The organism is Pseudarthrobacter sp. S3 (assembly GCF_050156905.1).
Classification (GTDB): domain Bacteria; phylum Actinomycetota; class Actinomycetes; order Actinomycetales; family Micrococcaceae; genus Arthrobacter.
Genome location: NZ_CP189583.1, coordinates 2416400 through 2437129 on the forward strand (window position 1 = coordinate 2416400; position 20730 = coordinate 2437129).

General features: G+C 67.0%; 18 protein-coding genes. 11 read left to right on the plus strand and 7 right to left on the minus strand.

Annotated features, from left to right (window positions below; genetic code table 11):
• Positions 1 to 275: 275 nt before the first annotated feature.
• Genes ACQCSV_RS11565 through xylA form a run of 3 tightly spaced genes read right to left on the minus strand, consistent with a single transcriptional unit; the run spans position 276 to position 4042 of the window.
• The gene (locus ACQCSV_RS11565; protein ID WP_426938449.1) at positions 276 to 1358 is read right to left on the minus strand and encodes a Gfo/Idh/MocA family protein; all 1083 of its coding nucleotides are present in this window, start codon (positions 1356 to 1358) and stop codon (positions 276 to 278) included.
• The gene (xylB, locus tag ACQCSV_RS11570) at positions 1342 to 2847 is read right to left on the minus strand and encodes a xylulokinase (RefSeq protein WP_426938450.1); all 1506 of its coding nucleotides are present in this window, start codon (positions 2845 to 2847) and stop codon (positions 1342 to 1344) included. Before xylB ends, ACQCSV_RS11565 begins: the two co-directional genes overlap by 17 nt.
• Positions 2848 to 2851: 4 nt before the next feature.
• Complete coding sequence (gene xylA, locus ACQCSV_RS11575) at positions 2852 to 4042, minus strand: xylose isomerase (RefSeq protein ID WP_426938451.1); 1191 nt, start codon at positions 4040 to 4042, stop codon at positions 2852 to 2854.
• A gap of 246 nt (positions 4043 to 4288) precedes the next feature.
• On the opposite strand from xylA, the gene ACQCSV_RS11580 reads away from it, so the two are divergent.
• The 3 genes from ACQCSV_RS11580 to ACQCSV_RS11590 are packed head-to-tail and all read left to right on the plus strand — an operon-like array spanning position 4289 to position 7743.
• Complete coding sequence (locus ACQCSV_RS11580) at positions 4289 to 5566, plus strand: FAD-binding protein (protein WP_426938452.1); 1278 nt, start codon at positions 4289 to 4291, stop codon at positions 5564 to 5566.
• A gap of 10 nt (positions 5567 to 5576) precedes the next feature.
• Positions 5577 to 6800: an ROK family transcriptional regulator gene (locus tag ACQCSV_RS11585; protein ID WP_426938453.1), complete on the plus strand. Its 1224-nt coding sequence runs from the start codon at positions 5577 to 5579 to the stop codon at positions 6798 to 6800.
• Between the two features lies 1 nt (position 6801).
• Positions 6802 to 7743, plus strand: coding sequence for an aldose 1-epimerase family protein (locus ACQCSV_RS11590; protein ID WP_426938454.1), 942 nt, complete (start codon positions 6802 to 6804; stop codon positions 7741 to 7743).
• A gap of 48 nt (positions 7744 to 7791) precedes the next feature.
• Here the strand turns inward: ACQCSV_RS11590 and ACQCSV_RS11595 are convergent, their stop codons facing one another.
• Positions 7792 to 8556, minus strand: a complete 765-nt coding sequence (locus tag ACQCSV_RS11595; RefSeq protein WP_426938455.1) for an alpha/beta fold hydrolase — start codon at positions 8554 to 8556, stop codon at positions 7792 to 7794.
• 411 nt (positions 8557 to 8967) lie between these two features.
• On the opposite strand from ACQCSV_RS11595, the gene ACQCSV_RS11600 reads away from it, so the two are divergent.
• On the plus strand, positions 8968 to 10356 hold the full coding sequence (locus ACQCSV_RS11600; protein ID WP_426938456.1) for a phosphomannomutase/phosphoglucomutase: 1389 nt from the start codon (positions 8968 to 8970) through the stop codon (positions 10354 to 10356).
• Here the strand turns inward: ACQCSV_RS11600 and ACQCSV_RS11605 are convergent.
• From ACQCSV_RS11605 to ACQCSV_RS11615, 3 genes are all read right to left on the minus strand, one after another.
• Positions 10353 to 11273, minus strand: a complete 921-nt coding sequence (locus tag ACQCSV_RS11605) for a 2-hydroxyacid dehydrogenase (protein ID WP_426938457.1) — start codon at positions 11271 to 11273, stop codon at positions 10353 to 10355. The two genes, ACQCSV_RS11600 and ACQCSV_RS11605, sit on opposite strands and share 4 nt — an antisense overlap.
• Entirely contained in the window at positions 11270 to 12052 is a 783-nt protein-coding gene (locus ACQCSV_RS11610; protein WP_354154856.1) for a DeoR/GlpR family DNA-binding transcription regulator, read from the minus strand. The genes ACQCSV_RS11605 and ACQCSV_RS11610 overlap by 4 nt, the downstream gene beginning before the upstream one ends.
• Positions 12053 to 12125: 73 nt before the next feature.
• On the minus strand, positions 12126 to 13268 hold the full coding sequence (locus tag ACQCSV_RS11615; RefSeq protein ID WP_426938458.1) for a Gfo/Idh/MocA family protein: 1143 nt from the start codon (positions 13266 to 13268) through the stop codon (positions 12126 to 12128).
• A gap of 135 nt (positions 13269 to 13403) precedes the next feature.
• On the opposite strand from ACQCSV_RS11615, the gene ACQCSV_RS11620 reads away from it, so the two are divergent.
• From ACQCSV_RS11620 to ACQCSV_RS11650, 7 genes are all read left to right on the plus strand, one after another.
• Positions 13404 to 14321 carry a PfkB family carbohydrate kinase gene (locus ACQCSV_RS11620; protein WP_354154858.1) on the plus strand — a complete coding sequence of 306 codons (918 nt, stop codon included), beginning with the start codon at positions 13404 to 13406 and terminating at the stop codon, positions 14319 to 14321.
• 12 nt (positions 14322 to 14333) lie between these two features.
• Positions 14334 to 15218 (plus strand): aldolase, encoded by an 885-nt coding sequence (locus ACQCSV_RS11625; protein ID WP_354154859.1) that lies wholly within the window; start codon positions 14334 to 14336, stop codon positions 15216 to 15218.
• A gap of 89 nt (positions 15219 to 15307) precedes the next feature.
• Entirely contained in the window at positions 15308 to 16594 is a 1287-nt protein-coding gene (locus ACQCSV_RS11630) for an ABC transporter substrate-binding protein (protein ID WP_426938459.1), read from the plus strand.
• Positions 16591 to 17553, plus strand: a complete 963-nt coding sequence (locus ACQCSV_RS11635) for a carbohydrate ABC transporter permease (RefSeq protein ID WP_426938460.1) — start codon at positions 16591 to 16593, stop codon at positions 17551 to 17553. Before ACQCSV_RS11630 ends, ACQCSV_RS11635 begins: the two co-directional genes overlap by 4 nt.
• A gap of 4 nt (positions 17554 to 17557) precedes the next feature.
• Positions 17558 to 18373: a carbohydrate ABC transporter permease gene (locus ACQCSV_RS11640; RefSeq protein ID WP_354154862.1), complete on the plus strand. Its 816-nt coding sequence runs from the start codon at positions 17558 to 17560 to the stop codon at positions 18371 to 18373.
• A 102-nt stretch (positions 18374 to 18475) separates the two neighbouring features.
• Complete coding sequence (locus ACQCSV_RS11645; protein ID WP_426938461.1) at positions 18476 to 19915, plus strand: NAD-dependent succinate-semialdehyde dehydrogenase; 1440 nt, start codon at positions 18476 to 18478, stop codon at positions 19913 to 19915.
• The gene (locus tag ACQCSV_RS11650) at positions 19916 to 20659 is read left to right on the plus strand and encodes a sulfite exporter TauE/SafE family protein (protein ID WP_426938462.1); all 744 of its coding nucleotides are present in this window, start codon (positions 19916 to 19918) and stop codon (positions 20657 to 20659) included.
• Positions 20660 to 20730: the final 71 nt, after the last annotated feature.

The following is a 20730-nucleotide window of genomic DNA, read 5'->3' on the forward strand; positions in this document are numbered from 1 at the left end:
CGGGATGCTCCCGGCGGCGGCGTCGGCGTCGATCGCGTGGGGTTGTTGTTTGCCGCGTGCAGCCTGCCGGAACCGCCGGGCACTTTCAGGCAGGTTCCGGCCGGGCCCCGCCCGGAAACGCCAAAGAGTCCGCCGGGCGGTCACGTCCCTGGACCTAAGACCGCATGGCGGCTCAGATATAGGGGCGGTCACGCCCGGCGGACCCGGAAGCACTCGGCCGACCGGCCTCAGGCCGGCCTCTGCCTATTCAAGATATAAAGGTGGTCTCCGCAGCACTAGTCCCCCGGGTACCGGATTCCCGCTTGGCTCCGCACCTCGTCCAGGAGGGACATGATGGTCAGCGTGTCCGCCAACGGCATGGTCGGGCTCTCGGTCATGCCCTGCTGGATGCAGCGCATCACGTCGCGCAATTGGTATGTGTAGCCGCGGCCGGCAAGAACAAACTTCTCCACGCGGGTCTCGCCCGGACCCGTCGTGATGGTCAGTTCCGTCGGAGCAAACAACGGCGCATTGCACTTGAGCGTCCCCTTGGTCCCTGACAGCGTGGCTGTCTGTGTGGACACTGTGGTCAGGGACGTCATCAACTGCACCTGTGCCCCGGACTCGTAGACGAGGGACATGGCGGTCTCAGTGTCCACCCCGGAACTGTTCAGGGCGGACGTGGCTGTCAGCGACTGGGGCTGGCCCAACGCAATCTGAGCCCAGGTCAGCAGGTAGACACCGAGGTCCAGGAGGGCACCGCCGCCGTCCTCCAGCTTCCACAGCCGGGCTTCCGGGTCGTACGGTGCGGGGAAGCCAAGGTCGGCCTGGATCCAGCGCACCTCCCCCAGTTCGCCCGAGGCGATCATTCCGGCTGCCCGCTGCACGCTGGGCAGGAACCGGGTCCAGACGGCTTCCATGAGAAACAGGCCCTTGTCCCGGGCGACGCTGACGAGGTGCTCCGCCTGCCGCGCGTTCAGGGTCAGCGGTTTCTCGCACAGGACGTGTTTACCGGCGCTCAGGGCCTCCAGCCCCACCTGGTAGTGGTTGGCATGGGGCGTCGCAATGTACACAACATCCACGCTGGGATCCTGGAGCAGCCGCCGGTGGCCGGACAGACCGCCGTCGGACAGGTCGCCGTAAGCACTGACGAAGCCGAACTCGGCGGCAAAAGCGTCGGCGCCGGCCTGCGTCCGGGAGCTCACGGCCTGAAGGACCGCGTCCGGGAGCAAGGCCAGGTCACTGACCACAATGGATGCAATCCGCCCGGTGGCGATAACCCCCCAGCGCAGCGGGCGGCCCGTAGCCGGCAGCGGGTCGTGAAGACCCGCTGCCAGCAGCGGCGTCGCGACAAGGCGCGTTTCAGTTACCGGCGTCACTGTGTGCGGCCATCTTCTTGTAGTTCGCGCTGATGGACGGGTGGAAATCCGGCGCAGGGGTGGCGTCCACGGCAACGGGCCAGGCCGGCCGGTTGCCGGTCAGCGCCCAGGCCGCCTGTACAGCGGCGCCTCGGGCCACATACTCGCCGGGGGTGGGGATCACCACCGGGACGTCGAACACCTGCGCGGCAATCCGCTGCACCGCCGGATTCTGTACCGCCCCGCCGATCAGCAGCAGCCGCCGGGCCGGGTAGCCCAGCTCCAGCAGCGCGTCCAGGCCTCCGGACAACCCGCAGAGCATGCCTTCGATCGCGGCGCGCGCCAGGTTGGCCCGGGTGGTGGACTCGATGCTGAGCCCGTGGAAACTTGCCTTGGCGTGGGGCCGGTTGGGGGTCCGTTCACCCTCGAAATACGGGATCAGGACTACACCGCCGGCGCCTGGTTCGGCATCGAGGGCCAGCCGTGCCAGTTCCGTGAAGTCCACGTCCAGCACCCCGGCAATGGAGCTCAGGACCCGGGCAGCGTTCAGGGTCACAGCAATGGGCAGGTATGCCCCGCCGGCATCAGCGAACCCCGCCACCGTGCCGGTGCTGTCCGAATGCAGTTCCGAGGCGACGGCGAAGACCGTGCCGCTGGTCCCGACCGAAACCACGACGTCGCCCGGCCCGGCGCCGAGCCCGAGCGCGGCACCGGCGTTGTCCCCGGCGCCTGGGCCGAGGATGATGCTGCCGTCTCCGGCTCCGCGCACCACAGTGCCGCTGTCGGCACCGAAGCAATCCGGGTGGACCCGTCCGGCAGAATCCCCGGGGGCCACAACCCGCGGCAGGATGACCGCCGCGGCGTGCTCCCCTGCTGCCCCGGCTTCCCGGGCGTCGCGCCCGGATGCCAGCTTGAACAGGTCCAGGTCGTAGCTGCCGGAGAAAGGACTCCAGTAGCCGGTGCCGCTGGCATCGGAACGGTCAGTGGTCAGCTGTTCCAGGTCCGGGCCCAGCGGGCTGGACCCGGCCGGGCCGTAGCCGCGCAGGCGCCACATGAGCCAGTCGTGCGGCAGTGCGACGGCGGCGACCCGGGCTACGGATTCCGGTTCGTGATCGCGTACCCACCGGACCTTGGTGACGGTGAAGGACGCCACCGGCACCAGCCCGGTCCGCCGCGAGAAGTCCTCGGCGCCGACTTCGGCGGTGAGGTCCGCGGCGGACTGCGCCGAGCGGGTGTCGTTCCAGAGCAGTGCCGGCCGCACCACGTTGCCCTCGGCGTCGAGCAGCACCATGCCGTGCTGCTGCCCGCCGACAGAGAGGGCACTGATGCCGCCCAGCCCGCCGGCGTCGTTGATGGCCTCTGACAAGGCCTGCCACCAGTGGTCGGGGTGGACCTCTGTGCCGTCCGGATGCCCGGCGCGGCCCTCGCGGACCAGGGCGCCGCTCACGGCATCCAGAACGACAATCTTGCAGCTTTGTGTGGATGAGTCCACCCCGGCAACCAGTGTCATGGGTTCAGCGCGCGCCGAGCAGGTGCTCGATGAAGAGCTGCTGCAGCTTCACGAAGCCGAAGCCCTTGCCGCCGAAGTACGCGCCGGAGTCGAAGTCCTCATAGGAGGACCGGTCGGCCCGGAGCTGCTCGTAGCCTTCGCCAGCGTTGAGCGTGGGCTCGTTGATCTGGGCCACCCGGGAGGCCAGCAGGGCTGCCTGGACCTCGGGGTCGGCGCGGAAGGCCTTGGCGCGTTCCTTGAGCAGGAGGTAGGTCTGCATGTTGGCGGCCGCAGAGTCCCAGACGCCGTCGATGTCCTCGGTGCGGCTGGGCTTGTAGTCGAAGTGGCGCGGGCCCTGGTAGGACGGGCCGCCGTCGGGTCCGCCGTTTTCGAGCAGGTCCACCAGCGAGAACGCGTTCTGCAGATCGCCGTGGCCGAACACCAGGTCCTGGTCGAACTTGATGCTGCGCTGGCCGTTGAGGTCGATGTGGAAGAGCTTGCCCTGGTACAGGGCCTGGGCGATGCCGTGGGTGAAGTTCAGCCCGGCCATCTGCTCGTGCCCGGTTTCGGGGTTGACGCCTACCAGTTCCGGGCGTTCCAGGGTCTCGATGAAGGCGAGCGCATGGCCGAGGGTGGGGAGGAGGATGTCGCCGCGGGGTTCGTTCGGCTTGGGCTCAATCGCGAACCGGATGTTGTAGCCCTTGTCCGTGACGTAGTCGCCCAGCAGGTTCACAGCCTCGCGGTAGCGTTCCAGGGCGCCGCGGATGTCCTTGGCCGCGTCGTACTCGCTGCCTTCGCGGCCGCCCCACATCACGAACGTCTCGGCGCCCAGTTCAGCGGCGAGGTCAATGTTGTCCAGCACCTTGCGCAGGGCGAAGCGGCGCACGCCGCGGTCGTTGCTGGTGAAGCCGCCGTCTTTGAACACGGGGTGGCTGAACAGGTTGGTGGTGACCATCGGGACCACCATGCCGGTGGATTTCAGCGCACCGGTGAGGCGGTCGATTTCCCGCTGGCGGTCAGCCGCGGAGCAGCCGAACGGGAAGAGGTCATCGTCGTGGAAGGTGATCCCATAGGCGCCGAGGTCGCTGAGCCGGTTGACGGCCTCAACGGTGTCCAGCGGCGGGCGGGTGGCGGACCCGAACTGGTCCTGGGCCTGCCAGCCCACGGTCCAGAGGCCGAACGAGAACTTGTCTTCACGGGTGGGCTGAATCGCCATTGAAAGCTCCAAAGAGTGTTGTGGTGGATGGTGCCGGTCCGGGCCGTTTGGTAGCGACCCGCATAAATTGTTCTGCAACCAAACATATTCGAAATCGTGGTGATGTCAACCACTTCCGGAAAAATCTTCTGCTGCACCAACCCTCCGCAGAAAAGTCTTTCCACCGAATCCGCCTGCCGGTAGGGTTATGTTTTAGAAAACACCAAATCCGGGCCCCTGAGGCTCAAAGTTAAAGGATGGCCTGTAATGGAGCAGCTCGTGACCGAACGCAACTGGGCCCGGAATCACACGTACCGGGCGCCCCGGATCGCCCACCCGGCCAGCGTGGAGGAGCTGCAGGAACTGGTGGCCGGCGCGGATAGGGTGCGGGCGCTGGGCTCCCGGCATTCGTTCAATGACATTGCGGACACCTCCGGCACCCTGGCAGTCTTGGACCGCCTGGATGCGGTCCGGCCGAATGCCGGGATCAGCGTGGACCCGGCAAGCATGACGGTGACAGTCGGCGCGGGCACCCGCTACGGAAGCCTCGCCGCCGAGCTGCAGCGTCAGGGCTTCGCCCTGCACAACCTGGCGTCCCTGCCGCACATTTCCGTAGCCGGCGCCGTCGCCACGGCCACGCACGGTTCCGGGGATGCCAACGGCAACCTCGCCACCGCCGTCCGGGCACTGGAACTGGTCACCGCCGACGGCACAGTCCTTTCCGCCCGCCGGGGCGACGCCTACTTCGACGGCATGGTGGCGGGACTCGGAGCCCTCGGCATCGTCACCCGCCTTACCCTGGACATCGAACCCAGCTTCGAAGTCAGCCAGCGGGTGTTTGAAAATCTCGACTGGGACCAGGTCCTGGCGAACTTCGACGCCGTAACATCCGCCGCCTACAGCGTGAGCCTCTTCACCGACTGGAGCGGATCAACCATCGGGCAGGCCTGGCTCAAAAGCCGCACCGGCGATCCCGTCCCGGACCAAGCAGGGTTCTTCGGCGGCACCCCCGCCACGGCGGCCCTGCACCCGCTGCCCGCGGCCTCCGGCAGTATCTGCACCCAACAGCTGGGCGTGCCGGGCCCGTGGTCGGACCGGCTGGCCCATTTCCGGATGGAATTCACCCCCAGCAACGGCGATGAGCTGCAGAGCGAATACCTCCTCCCCCGCGAGCACGCCGCGGACGCGCTCCGCACCATGCGCCGGCTCTCGGACGTGGTCACGCCGCTGCTGCTGGTCGGCGAAATCCGCACCGTCGCCGCGGACAGGCTGTGGATGAGTCCCAACTACGGCCGCGACGGCATCGCACTGCACTTCACCTGGCGCCCGGACCAGCCGGCCGTCGAGGCCATCCTGCCGCTGATCGAAGCGGAACTGGCACCGTTCGGGGCCCGCCCGCACTGGGGCAAACTGTTCGACGCCGGCGCCGGCACCCTCGCGCCGCTCTACCCGCGTTTCGGTGACTTCACCGCCCTTGCGGACCGCCTGGATCCGGCCGGGAAGTTCCGGAACAGCTTCCTGGACCGCACTGTGTTCGGCAGCTGATAATCTCGCGATGATGCCCACCTCAATCCCGCGCCCCGCCCCGCCGTCCGCCGAGCCGGATCCGTCACGGCGAAACAACCTGGCGCTGCTCACCTCCCTCATCCACCACCACGGCGTCCTCAGCCGGGCCCAGCTGACCAAGCGGACCGGGCTGAACCGGTCCACGGTGGGAACCCTGATCGGTCAGCTTGTGGCTTGGGGGCTGGTTTATGAGACCGCCCCCACCGGTGAGGCCCAGGTGGGCCGGCCCAGCCCCGAGGTGCACCCGAGCCGGTCCACGGCGGCCCTTGCAGTCAACCCGGAAATCGATGCTGTGACGATCGGGCTGGTGAGCCTCGGCGGGAAAGTCCAGCGGAGGATCCGTTTCGCTACGGAGCGGATCCCCACCGCCCGGGAAGCCGTCAACAGCGCCGCGGCGGTCATCGAGGGGATGCGCTCCGAGCTCGAGGCCTCCTACCGGATCACCGGCATCGGCATTGCCGTTCCGGGACTGGTCAACCGGGCGGACGGCGTCGTCCGGCACGCCCCCCATCTGGGCTGGCGCAACGAACCCGTGGCCCAAATGCTCAGCGACGCAACCGGCTTTGACTGTAGCGCTGCCAACGATGCCTCCCTCGCCGCCGAAGCCGAACTCATCTTCGGCGCCGGCGCCGGCCGGGAAAACCTGGTCTACGTCAACGGCGGCGCGTCCGGCATCGGCGGCGGAGTTATCTGCGACGGCGTGCTGCTACGCGGCGCCTCTGGCTACGCCGGCGAACTGGGCCACACCTTCGTCCGGACGTCCGGATCGACCTGCCACTGCGGCGCCACCGGGTGCCTGGAGACGGAGGTCTCCCAGTCCCGGCTTTTCGACCTTGCCGGGCTCGACGGCGGCGACGCCACCGAGCTGGAACGCGCGCTCCGGAACACCGGCGGCACCGGGGTAACGGAGGAAGTTGACCGGCAGCTGGAGTACCTGGCCATCGCGCTGCGGAACACCGTCAACATGTTCAACCCGGAGGCACTGGTCCTGGACGGCTTCCTGGGCGTCCTGCACGGGCTCTCCCCCGGCACCCTGAAGCGGCTCATCCGGTCCCAGGCCCTGGACGGCCCCGCCGACGAATTTAAAATCCACCGCTCAGCGCTGGGCCCGGACCTCATGATGATCGGCGCCGCCGAGCTCGCCTTCACCCGGTTCCTGGCCGATCCCGCAAGCCTGGGCACCCTGCCCGCGCCCGCCCTCCCGGAAGGCTGACATGCCCGTCCCGAACCCCTCGCCCATGGGCGCATCCTTTGACCTCACGGCCACCATCGGCGGCCGCCACCAGCACGCCGTCGTGACGGAAGTCGCCGCAAGCCTGCGCAGCCTCACCGTGGATGGTGTGGCCCTGATCCAGGAATACCCCGTCGATGCGGAGCCGCCAAATTGCGCCGGGTGGGTGCTCGTCCCGTGGCCAAACCGGGTGGCCGACGGCTGCTGGACCTATAAAGGCGAGAGCCTGCAGCTGGACATAACGGAGCCGGAGAACCACAACGCCATGCATGGGCTCCTCTCACACTCGGCCTATCGCATCGCACGTAGGACCCAGGGCAGCATCACCCTGGCCGCCGACATCTCATCACAACCCGGTTATCCCTTCGAACTGAAAACATCCGTCCATTACGAACTGACAGAGGACGGCATAACCGTCACCCACCTTCTGAAGAACAGCGGTACCCGTCCAGCTCCCGTGGCAGTGGGCGCCCACCCATTCCTCTGTTTGGGAACGGTGGCCACGGATGAGCTGAAACTGTTCATCGATGCCGACACCCACATTGAAGTCGACGACAGGCAAAACCCCACTGGAACTACGACCAGCGTCGCCGGAACCCGGCACGATTTACGGGCCGGACAGACCATCGGGACAGCGAACCTGGACGATGCCTGGGCAGATGTTCGCCGGGACCGCTCCGGCGGTTCCGCCCACTACTTGGAGGCGCCGGACGGACGACAGGTACGTTTGCACATGGACGCCTCATTCGGGTATGTCCAGGCATTCACCACTAAGCGCTTCCCAACGGAGAACGGGATGGTTACCGCGGTCGCGGTGGAACCGATGACCGCTCCCCCCGATGCGTTCAACAGCGGTGAAGGGCTGCGCTGGCTCGGCCCAGCCCAGGCCTGGCAGCTACAGTGGAGCATCCACTTCCGTCACTGACCGAGGGGTTAAACACCGCCCGCGATGGGCAATGACCGTAATTGAGTGTCAGCGGAAGAATTCCAGCAGGACGGGAGCGACGGCGTCGGGCGCCACCGCGTGGGCCTGGCCGTCGATGACGTTCTTCCGCCCGTCCTGCACGGCAGCGGCCACTGCGGTGGCCGCTGCCGCTGCCCAGGAAGCACTGGAGCCACCATGCAGGGCAAGGACGGGGGCGGCGATGCCCGCAAACCGGTCTGCCGGCACACCGCCGTCGGCCGAGAGCGTCAGGTCGTAGGGCAACGTGTGTGCCAGGGACACCAACGCCGGCCACCAGGGCGCCCTGGTCATTCCGGGGTCAAAGCCGGCACCGGCGTGCCGGAAAAATGCCTCGACCGCTTCACTACCGCGGCCGCTGTCCGCCAGGGAACGTACTTTGTCCACAAAAGCCTGCCAGCCATCGCCGCCGCCGGTCAGGTAGGGCGGTTCGTAGACGGCGACCTTCCCGACCCGGATTCCCGCCGCGGCCGCCTCCAGGGACAGAATCCCTCCCGAGGAGTGTCCATACAGATGCACGGGGCCGTCCGCTGCGGCCGCGAGTGCTTGCAGGTCTTCGACTTCGCGGTCGACGGCATAGGGCGGCGTGTTCGTGCTGTCACCGCGCCCGCGGCGATCGTAGCTGACCACTGTGAACGCGTCCGCCAGCAAGGGGACCAGGCTGGCAGCGGAATGCCGGTTGTTCAGCGCCCCGCCCACGAGGATGAGCGCCGGCCCGGACCCCGCCTGCTCATAGGCAATGGTGGTTCCGTCAGCGGACTGGACGGTCTGGATCATGGCGGTTCTCCCCTGCTGTCTTGCGGACCTTGCACGGCGGCTCAGTTGCGTGCCTCAGTCTCCTCTAACCGGCAGCGGCCGGGACCCAAGGAAACCGTCGTCCAACAAGAATAGGTCCCGGGTACCCAGAATTGACGACCTCAAGTGTGCGGTTCAAGGGCCCTGAGCAGGGAAAACACGTGCCCGAGGTGGGACCCGGACTGCATTCCAACCCCTATAGTTACCGGGCAGCCGCGGAGACATGCGGAATCCGGGACAGTCCGGCGGCTGTACAGCCCAGTCAGACGGCAAAATTGTCGCTGAGCCGTTTCCGTGCGACGCGACCTTCACCTGCTAAAGTGGTGTTGAAATTCCAACAATCCATGTCTGCATAGCTACTAATGCGCATGGCCATGACTTCCCGGGAGCAATATGGACCTGACACCGTCCTTTAAGGCCTATGACGTGAGGGGCCTCGTCGGCGTTTCTATCAGCGCGGAAAGCGCCGAAGCCGTGGGCGCCGCGTTTGTGGACGTGCTGGGCCTGTCCGGCCAGACCATCGCCTGCGGAGGGGACATGCGGCCCTCTTCACCCGGCTTCAGCCTTGCCTTTGCAGCCGGCGCTGCCCGGCGCGGTGCGGACGTGAAGTCCCTGGGCCTTATCTCCACTGATGAGCTCTACTACGTGTGCGGCGCCCTGGACATGGCCGGGGCCATTTTCACCGCGAGCCATAACCCCGCGGAATACAACGGGATCAAGATGGCCAAGGCCGGCGCCGTGCCGGTCTCCGCCGAAACCGGGCTCACGGCCATCCGGGACCTGGCCCAGCAGTATGTCGACCACGGGATCCCTGCAGCCGCGGCCCAGGGCACCGTGTCCACGCTTGACGTGCTCGCCGGTTATGCCGCAAAGCTCCGCTCGCTGGTGCCCCTGGATGCAGTCCGGCCACTGAAGGTGGTGGTGGACGCCGGGAACGGCATGGCGGGCCTGACCGTTCCCGCGGTCCTTGGGGACCAGTTCCACCCTGCGTTGCCGCTCACGGTTGTGCCGCTGTACTTTGAGCTCGACGGGACGTTCCCCAACCATCCTGCCAACCCCCTTGAGCCGGAGAACCTCCGCGACCTTCAGGCCGCCGTCATCGCCCACGGCGCCGACATTGGCCTGGCCTTCGACGGCGACGCCGACCGCTGCTTCGTGGTCGACGAGAACGGAAGGCCTGTGACGCCGTCGGCCGTTACGGCATTGATTGCCGTCCGGGAGATCCGCCGCGCCCAGGCCGCCGGGGAAGCCAATCCGGTGATCATCCACAACCTGATCACGTCGCGCGCGGTGCCGGAAATTGTTGCCGCCGCGGGCGGATGGCCGGTCCGGACCCGGGTGGGTCATTCCTATATCAAGGCCCGGATGGCCGAGGAGGGCGCCGTGTTCGGCGGCGAACACTCGGCCCACTACTATTTCCGCGACTTCTACAACGCGGACACGGGTATGCTTGCCGCAATGCACGTCCTGGCCGCCCTCGGCGAACAGGAACTGCCCTTGTCCGAGCTGGCCCGCGAGTTCGACCCGTACGCGGCCAGCGGCGAAATCAACTCATCCGTGGACGGCGTGGACGGCAAGGTAGCGGACGTGCGGGCCAGCTACGCGAATGGTGCCGTGATCGATGAACTCGACGGGCTCAGTGTCAGCAGCGAGGGCGGGGACTGGTGGTTCAACCTGAGGGCCTCCAACACGGAGGAACTGCTGCGGCTTAACGTCGAAGCCGCCGACGCCGCCACCATGGCCCAGGTGCGCGACGCCGTCCTGCAGCAGATCCGGGCCTAGCGGCCCAGCACCACGTTCACCGGTTCCCCGCCCGCCAGCAGCAGCGAGATCTGCTGCCTGACCAGCCGGACCATCCGCGGGAACATCGCCGAGCTTGCCCCGCCCACGTGCGGGGTGATGAGCACGCCGGGAGTAGTCCACAGCGGGTGGCTGGCCGGCAACGGCTCGGGGTCGGTGACGTCCAGGGCGGCCCGCAGCCGCCCGGACGACGTCTCGGCCCGCAGGGCATCCGTGTTCGCCACGGGGCCTCGGGCCACATTCACCAGCAGCGCTCCGTCCGGCATCGCAGCCAGGAACTTCCGGTCCACCAGCTGGTGTGTGCGCTCACTCAGGGGGACGCTGATCACCACGATGTCGTGCAGCGGCAACTGTTCGTAGAGTGCGTCGATCCCGTGGATCCGGCCCCCCTGGTCGTCGCGTTCCCGGCTGGCCATCCGCGTCACGTGGGCTTCGAACGGCAGGAGCCTGGCCTCGATGGCCTTCCCCACTCCCCCGTAGCCCACCAGCAGCACGCGCCGGTCCGCGAGGCTGGGCCGATGGCTGTTGTCCCACGTCCCGGACGCCTGGTTCCGGGCAAAGTCTGGCATCCCACGCTGGCTGGCGATCATCATGCCCAACGCGAGTTCCGCCGTCGACGTCTCATGGACCCCGGCCGCGTTGGCGAAAAGGCAGCCGCCGGGCAGGACTGCAGCCACGCCGTCATACCCGATCGACTGGCTCTGCACCAGCCCCACCTCAACGCAGTCCAGCGCGGCCAGCGCCGCAGGCTTGCCCATGTAGGGCGGCACCAGCAGGTCGAAACGGCCCGACGGCGGCGGGCCGGTGAGGTCCCACAGGACGAGCTCGACGCCGGCAATCGGCTCGAGCTCGTCCAGCATCTTCCGGTCGGGCAGGGCCACCCGGAGCGGCCCGGTCACGCGGCCACCACGATCCTGACGTTGGCGGCACCCAGTGCGTCCTCGATCTCCCGGGGCGGCGGCGCGTCCGTCACCAGCACATCCACGGCATCGAAGGCGGCGAGCCGCGCCAGCGCGTACCGCAGCATTTTCTGGTGCGTTGCCACCACCACCACCTGTTCAGCTGCATCCATAAGGGCGATCTTAGTGGCGCGCTCCACGTCCCGCTCAATGTAGAACGCCTCGTCGTGGAGCCCGCTGACCCCGATAAACGCCGTCTTGGCCCGGAGGCCGGCGGCGGCGCTCACCGTCATGGGACCGTTGAACGCCTGGCTGTCCAGAAGCAGCTCACCGCCGAGGCAGATGGTCCGCGCCGCCGACAGTTGCAGGCAGCGTTGGATCGCGGGCGCGGAGTGCGTGATGATGGTGCCCGCGAACGTCGGCGGCAGCTCCAGAGCAATTTGGTACGTGGTGGTCCCGGCGTCCAAGATGATGGCGTCCCGCTCGCCGATCATGGACACGCAGGCCCGGGCCACCCGCTGCTTGGCGTCAGCATCCGCCCGGACCCTGGCCGCGAAGTCCGCGTTCTGCCCGCTGGCGTTGACGGCGCTGACGCCGCCGTGAACCACCCGCGCCAGCCCCTTTTGGGACAGCACTCGGGTGTCCCGGCGCACCGTCATGTCCGAGACCGCGAACGTTTCGGCGAGGTCCATCGTGGAGATGAAGCCCCGCTGCTCGAGCTGGTCCAGTATGGTGCGCTGGCGGGGCGTCAACGGCGCCTCTTTCGGTGAGCTGCTCATATACCCTTCTCCTGCTTCCCTTAACCGGGCGACTTTGGCCTGCCAGGGTGTTGCAATTCCAACTCAAATCTACTCAGTGGCTGAGCCCGGCACCCGCATTCGTCAGCTCTACGGGGCGTCCTTCGATGATGGAGCGCTCGGCCGCCAGGCCCATGCGCACGGACTGCAGGCCGTCGGCAACCGTAACTTCCACCGGCCCCTCACCGAGGATGGCCCTGCGGTAGCCAAGGTGTTCATAGTAAGTGGAGCCATGATGGGCGCCGGCAGCGAGGACGGCCTCGTCCACAGGAACCTCGTGCATTTCCGGCCCCAGCGGCGAGCGCGGGCTGAATTCCACCGTCGCCTCCGCCTCGTCGCCGTCAATCCAGTGGTTGGCTGCCACCGGGATGAGGGTCTCGATCTTGGCGGCGTCGCCCACAATGGAGATCCGCTCCTGGAACTTGGAACCCTCGGCGAACATGGACAGCTCCAGCATGGCCCGGCGCCCGCCCTTGAAGTCCACAATCACGTACGCGTTGTCGATCATGTCCGACACCCTGCCGCTGTACATCTCATCCATATGGTTGACGTCGTGGCCGCCGCTGGCGTAGACGCGGACGGGCTCGTCCTGCAGGATCAGCCGCATCAGGTCAAAGAAGTGGCAGCACTTCTCCACCAGCGTGCCTCCGGTCCGCTCGGTGAAGCGGTTCCAGGCGTCCACCTTGTGCAGGAAGGGGAAGCGGTGCTCCACGATGGAGAGCATGTACACGTTGCCGAGCCTGCCGCCGTGTGCTGCCTGGATGATCTCCTGCACCGGCGGCATGTAGCGGTACTCCATGGCAACCCACACCGGCGCGGTGTAGTCAGCTGCCAGCGATTCAAGCTCGTCCGCCTGTTCCGCCGTGGTGCACACGGGCTTTTCCACCAGCACGGGCAGGTTAGTGCCCCTCGCGAAGATGTCCTTGAGGATGGCCAGGTGCGTGTCGTTGGGGCTGGCGATCACCAAGGCATCCACCAGCCCGGACGCGAGCAGGTCCTGGTGGCGGGAGAAGGTCTGTACCTCGTAGCCGATTTCCGCAACGGTCTCTGCCAGCGATGACGGCTGTGGATCGGCTACGGCGGCGATGTGGCTTCCCGGGATCAGGGCAAGGTTCCGGACGTGTTCGCGTGCCATATGGCCGGCACCTATAAGGCCGTAACGAATGGTCCGGACCGATTCCGCAGAAGGCAATGACATGAGCTGCTCCGTTTCTCTACGTTGAGTGTGGGACCGCGGCGTTGCATCCCAAACACAACTATACAGAAAGTGTTGTTATTCCAACATAGCGTGTGTATATTTCTTCAGTACAAGCCGACTACAACGAGGTGGAACGTGTCCCAACTATCAACCGGAACCTTACTCTTTATAGGCTCCGCCACCCTGGACTCCATAGCCTTGGTTCAGGATTATCCCGCCGCAGACAGCCGGACCGTTGCCACAGACTTCACGACGGCGGGAGGCGGACCGGCTGCCACCGCGGCCGTTGCTGCCGCCAGGGCAGGCGCGCAGGCCGCTTTCGCCGGAGTCATCGGCACAGACGAGGAAGGCGACCGCATCATCAGCGGTCTGCAAGCTGAAGGCGTGGATACCTCAGCCGTGGTCCGCGATCCCGAAGTCAAAACCGGAGCAAGCGTCATCGTGGTCAGCAAGGCCACCGAAAGCCGCGCCATCGTCACCCGCCCGGTGCCGCCGGTCAACTTCCCTGCCGAGGGGCGCTTCCGGGAACTCCTGGAAGCCTCGGCGTGGGTGCACGTGGACCACCTGGGCTGGAGCGCCGTCGCCAACCTCCCCGGTCTCAACCACGGCAACCTGAACCTCAGCGTGGACGCCGGCAACCCCATCCCCTCCTTCAGTCCGCGCGGCGTCGCCCTGTATGTCCCCACCATCGAACGGCTCCGCGCCGACTACGGTGACCACCACAGTGTTGCGGCGCTGCTCCAGAAGGCCATCGACGACGGCGCCTCCGCCGTCGTCGCGACCGCCGGGTCCGAAGGGGCCTGGGTCAAAACCGGCCACACCGATGCCGTGCACGTGCCCGCGACACCCGCCACCATCGTGTCTACCCTGGGCGCCGGCGATGTCTACCACGGCGCCCTGCTCGCGGCCGTTGCCGCCGGCCTGCCGCTGGTGGACGCGGCAGCCTTCGCCGGCCGCACCGCAGCCGCCTCCTGCGGGCGACTGGACGGCCGCTCCGGCATCCCGCACCAGAGCATCACCCCCGCCATTGCCTCCAACCTCACCCCTAGCTGAAAGAAGCAGCCCATGACCTCCACCGATCTTTCCCCCCTGCAGCGCCCGTCAGGCGCTTTCGCGATGCTCGCCGTCGACCAGCGCGAGGCGATGCGCAACATGATCGCCGAACACCAGGATGCTCCCGTCACGGACCAGGACCTCCAGGACTTCAAGCTCCAGGCAGCCCGAATTCTCACCCCGTACGCCTCCGGCGTCCTGATCGACCGGCAGTTCGCGCTGGACCAGGCCATTGAGGACGACGTGGTGGACCCCGGCTGCGGGCTCATCGCCTCCGCCGACCACTTTGAATCCGCGCACGGCGAACTGGTGGGCGAGGTCACCATCGACCGGCTGGTGGACCCACACAAATACGCCGCACTGGGCGCCAAGGCCCTCAAGCTGCTGGTGCTGTACCGCCCGGACGAGCCCGCCGACGACCGCGTGGCCATGGTGCGCGAATTCGTGGAGATCTGCCGGTCCGCAGGACTCATCAGCATTATTGAGCCAGTTTCCCGCAAACCGCTGTCCGGCGATGACTTCGACTGGAACGCAGGGATCCTCGCCGCCGCGAAGGAACTCGGCAGCCTCGGCGCGGACCTTTACAAGGCCGAGGTCCCCTTCCATGGCCAAGCCCCCGAAGCCGAGGTGCGCGCAGCCTGCGCCGACCTGACCCGGGCCATCGACGGCCCGTGGGTGGTCCTCTCCTCCGGCGTCCCCGAAGATGTTTTCCCCGACGCGGTCCGATGGGCCTGCCTCGAAGGCGCCAGCGGCTTCCTCTCCGGACGCGCCGTCTGGGCGTCCTGCATTGGTGCCCCCGACGTCGTCGAATCCCTCTCCACGGACGCCGTCCAGCGGCTGCAGCGCCTCTGCGCCGTGGTGGACGACGTGGTCTCGACGCAAAAGACCAGTGCATGAGCAGTCCTGACGCACCAAGCGCTTCCTGGTGACAGCCATTCCGTAGGCAACAAGCAAGGCACAGCAACACACTCAACGAGGAGAATATTGTGAGTCAGATTTCACGCAGGCAGGCAATCGCGATTCTCGGAGCCCTGGGCTTCGGAGCAACCGCGGCAGCGTGCGCCGGGCCGGGCGGCAGCACGGCCCCCGGTGGCGCCACCGGACCGGCGGCCCCCTCCACAGGAGCCGTCACGAGAAAGGTCTCCTTCGCCCACTGGCGCGGCGAGGACAAGGTGGTATTCGATGAATTGATCAAGCGCTTCGCGGCGCTGCACGACGGCGTGGAGGTGGCCCAGGACATCTCCACATCCAACGACTACAACGCCCAGGGCCTTCAGAAGGTCCGCGGCGCAGCCATCGGCGACGCGTTCGCTACCTTCCGTGGTGCCCAGTTCAAGAACTTCACCGAGGCCGGGATCTACACCGAACTCAAAGGCAGCAAGGCCGCCGCCAACTACCAGCCTGGCCTGCTGACCGCCGGGCAGTCCGGTGACAGCCAACTGGGCCTGCCATACCAGGTGGTCTTCCCCATGCCCATGGCCAACGGCGACCTGTTCGATAAGGCCGGCGCGGAGATCGCCCCGAAGGACTGGGACGGCTTCCTGGCCATGTGCGAGAAGCTCGCGGCCTCCGGCGTCATTCCCATCTCCTGGCCGGGCGGCGACGTCGGAAATGGCGGCCAGCTGTTCAACTGCATGATCGCCAACAACGCCCCCGTGGACGACATGTGCGCCCAGATCGAGCAGGGCAAGCTCAAGTGCACCGACGACTGGTTCCTGAGAATGCTGGGCCAGTACAAGGAACTGGTCCCGTACCTGCAGCCCAACGCCACAGGCACGGCCGTGGAGCCGGCGCAGAACCTGTTCTCCCAGGGGAAGGCCGCCATGCTGGCCACTGGTTCGTACCACATCGCCGCCGTCCGCGGCCTAGGCGCGACGTTCCCCATCGAGCTGGTGTTCCCCAACACCTCCGACGGCAGCGGCAAGTTCGAAGGCGCCTACAACGCGACGTTCATCCTGGGCGTCAACTCAGCAAGCAAGAACCAGGCCGCCTCCGCGGCGTGGATCGACTTCCTCTCCGAGCCCGCGAACGCCGGCTACTACGCCAACAAAACAGCCCAGCACGTGGCCGTGAACAACGTGGAATACACCAACCCGGACCTAAAGCGCCTCAGCCCCTGGCTGGACAAAAAGACCGCGCTGGCCGCCCGCTTCCAGTTCCAGAACCTCGATGTCCGCAACGCAGTGGAGGCCAGCGCCACGGCCGTCATCTCGGGCATCAGCCCCGAGCAGGCTGCCGAAGCCGCCCAGAAGATCGTTGACGAACGGCTATGAGCACCCACACCAAAATGGCTGACGAACGGAAGGCACCGGACGGCGGGACTGAAACCGGCGCCGCGAAGGGGCGCCGCCGCTCCCCCACACGGGTGAATCCAGCACTGTACCTCTTCCCGCTTCCCGCCGTCGCCATCATTGCGTTCTTCTTGGTGATGCCCACCTTGCAGGCGTTCCAGTACGCCATCACGGATTGGAACGGCTTCTCGGCGGCGTTCAACTACGTGGGGCTGGACAACTTCGTCCGTGCCTTCACCAACGACTCGCTCTTCACCAACGCGCTGACCAACAACCTGAAGTTTGTGCTGTTGGTGGTGATCGCGCAGACCGCCTTTTCGCTAGTGCTGGCCCTGCTCCTGACGAAGAACTCGCGCGGCAGCATCCTGCTCCGGGCCCTGTTCTTCTTCCCCACCATCCTGTCCTCCGTCTCCGTGGCCTTCATCTGGAAGTTCATCTACGACCCCAACTTCGGCCTCGCCAACGCGGTCCTGGGCGGCGTGGGGCTCGAAGCCCTGCAGGGTTCCTACCTCGGCAACAACGCCCAGGCCCTGTACTGGGTGGCCGTGACGCAGGTGTGGTTCCACTCCGGGCAGATGATGGTGGTCTACATCGCCGGCCTGCAGGCCATCCCGCGGGAACTTTACGAAGCAGCCGAGATGGACGGCGCCAGCAGGTGGCAGCAGTTCAAGTCCATCACCTGGCCGTTCGTCGCCCCGGCAACGTCCATCGTGGTGGCCTACACCACCGTCCAGTCCTTCAAGGCCTTCGACCTGATCCTGGGCATCGCGGGCAACCCGCCCAAGCAGTCCCTGGACATCCTCTCCACCCGCATCTACAGCACCTTTGCCAACTCGGAGTTCGGCTACGCCGCCGCCCAGTCGATCATCTTCATGGCGATGATCGCCCTGGTCACCTGGCTGCAGCGCCGGCTGCTCCGCCTCACCCCGAAGGGGGAATGACAGCATGCTCGCCTCAGTCACCCGCCGCGGAATCCTCGCGATCTACGCGGTCATCATCATCGTTCCGCTGACCGTGGTGGGGTTCGGCAGCTTCAAGTCCACGCAGGAACTGTTCGCCGGACCGTTCAGCCTGCCGCAGTCCCTCTCGCCGGCCAACTACGCCGAGGTGATCGGCGGCCAGGACCTGGGCTCGTCTTTTACCAACAGCGTCATTGTCACCGCCATCTCCGTGCCGCTCACCCTGTTGCTGGCCAGCCTCGCCGGGTACGCCATCTCCCGGCTCAAGGGGTTCATGGCCTGGGCCATCTTCGGCTTCCTCGTTTTGGGCATGGCCATCCCCGCGCAGGCCAACATGGTGCCGCTATACGTCCTGTTCGGCCGGCTCGGGCTGCTGGACAGCCTGGCGGGCCTGATCCTGGCCAACGTGGTGTCCACCCTGCCGATCGCCGTCTTCATCCTCGGCGGGTTCATGCGGACGCTACCCAAGGAACTCTACGAAGCATCCTCGATTGACGGCACCGGCCCGTGGCGGACGTACGTGTCGATCGCACTCCCCCTGTCTGCCCCGTCCGTTGCTGCCGCGGCCATCTTCCTGTTCGTGATCCACTGGAACGAGCTGCTCTACCCGCTGCTGTTCATCCAGTCCCCGGGCAACCGGACCCTGCCGCTGGCACTGCTCAGCTTCCAGGGCGAGTTCCAGACCAACTACCCGCTGCTGTTCGCCGGCGTCATCCTGGCCTCCCTGCCCGTAGTGGTGGCCTACGTCTTCCTGCAGCGCTACTTCGTTGCCGGGATCACCGCCGGAGCAAGCAAAGGATGAGGCACCAGCCATGACTGCTCCGTCGACGCCCTCCTGGACGGAGGACGGCTCCGCCCGTCCGGCGGTGCCGGACCTCCACCAGCCCAACGAAAGGCAACATACGTGAACCTCAAATCAGCCCGACACCTGGTGAACGGATCCTGGCACTCCGCCGGCAGTTCCAAGAACGTAACCGACCCCGGAAACGGCAGCACGGTCGGCGAAGTGGCCTGGGGCACCGCCGACGATGCCACTACGGCCGCTGACGCCGCGGCCGACGCCTTCGGTTCCTGGTCCCGGACCACCGCGCGCAACCGGGCAGACCTGCTCCGGAACGCCGCCGACCTGCTGGCCGAACGCCGCGACGAACTGGCCCACACGCTGGCCCTGGAAGCCGGAAAACGGCTCCCGGAAGCCCAGGGTGAGGTGGACTTCTCGGTGGAGTACTTCCGCTGGTTCGCCGAGGAAGCCCGCCGCTCCACCGGCACCGTCAGCCCACCCGAACTCCACGGCCGGCGCCACCTCAGCCTCCGCAAACCCATCGGCGTGGCACTGAGCCTCACCCCCTGGAACTTTCCCGTATCCATCCAGGCCCGCAAGCTCGCCGCAATGCTGGCCGCAGGCTGCACCGTGGTGGGCCGGGTGTCCGAAAAGGCGCCGCTCGCCGCCACCGGCCTGTTCGAGGTCATGCACGACGCCGGGTTCCCCGCCGGCGTCGTCAACCTGGTTCACGGACCCTCGCGCGAAATCACCGCAACCCTGCTCCAGCACCCCGCCGTGCGGGCCGTCAGCTTCACCGGATCCACCGGCGTGGGCCAGCAGATCATGGCCTCCGCCGCAGAACGCGTGGTCCGTCCGCTGCTTGAACTGGGCGGCAACGCACCGTTCATCGTCTTTGCGGACGCGGACCTGGACGCAGCCGTCGACGGCGCAGTCCTGGGCCGGCTCCGCAACACCGGCCAGTCCTGCGTGGCCGCCAACCGGTTCCTGGTCCAGGACAGCATCGCCGAGGAATTTTCACAGAAACTGGCGGCACGGTTCGACGCCATGAGCATCGGCCACGGCGTTCCCGACGACGGTTCGGACGTCCCGGACCTCGGTCCCATGATCGACGCCGATCGGGTGGCCGCCGTCCAGGCTCTGGTGGACGACGCCCTCGCCCGCGGCGCCCGCCGCGTCACGCAGCGGACCGAGGTTCCGGCGCGCGGCGCGTTCATGGCTCCCACACTGCTCACGGACGTCCCCGACGACGCACCCCTGGTGAGCGAAGAAGTGTTCGGCCCGGCGGCCGGCGTCGTGACCTTCACCTCGGACGAGGACGCCATCCGCAAGGCGAACGCCACCGAGATGGGCCTCGCCGCGTACCTCTGGAGCCGCGATCCCAAGCGCGCCTGGGACATCCCCGAACGCCTGGAAGCCGGCATCGTGGGGGTCAACGATCCCCTTCCCTCCGTGGCCTTCGCTCCCATGGGCGGAGTCAAGCAGTCCGGCCTGGGCCGCGAAGGATCAAGCCTTGGGCTCGAGGAGTTCGAGGAGGTCCAGTACGTGGCCTGGAAGCCGTAAATGCTGACCACCGGATTGGTGCTGGGCGCCATCGTCATGGGAGCCGGGATGCAGCGCATCACCGGCATGGGCTTCGCGCTGGTGGCTGCTCCCTTCCTGGTCCTGCTCCTTGGCCCGGTGGAAGGGGTGGTGCTGGTGAATCTCTGCGGGGCCGTGACGGCGGGAGCCATCATCTTCCGGGTGGCGCGGGACATCGACTGGAAGCGGTACGCGGCGTTGGCCGCGTCGGCGCTGCTGGGGATCATCCCGGCAGCCTTCCTGATCCGGCTCATCCCGCCGGCGGTGCTGGAGATCTCCATCGGTGTGCTCCTCGCCGTTGGGCTCACCATTTTGCTTGGCCTCAAGTCCGCCACGCTCACTCCACGCCGCCGCTACCTTTTCACGGCCGGCGGCCTGAGCGGATTTATGAACACGGCAGCCGGGGTGGGCGGGCCTGCCGTCAGCATGTACTCCATCGCCACCCGGTGGCAGCACAAATCCTTCGCTGCCACCATGCAACCGTACTTTTTCACCATCGGCGTGTTCTCCCTGATCTCCAAAGCTCTCACTGCCCCGGAGACGTTCCCCCCGCTGCCATGGGGAATGTGGGTGGCCGTCGCCATGGCCTGCCTCGCAGGCCTGGTGCTGGGCGACGTCGCTGCCCGGTTCGTCCCGGCCCGGACCGCCCAGGTCCTGCTGATCGTCCTGGCGTACCTCGGAGCGGCTGCCACCACCATCCGCGGCGTGCTCGATGTCGTCGGCTAGCAACCGCTGCGGCGCCCATCCCGCCCACACCGAACCACCAACGAAAGGGCGGCTATGCCAGTCGTTTCTCC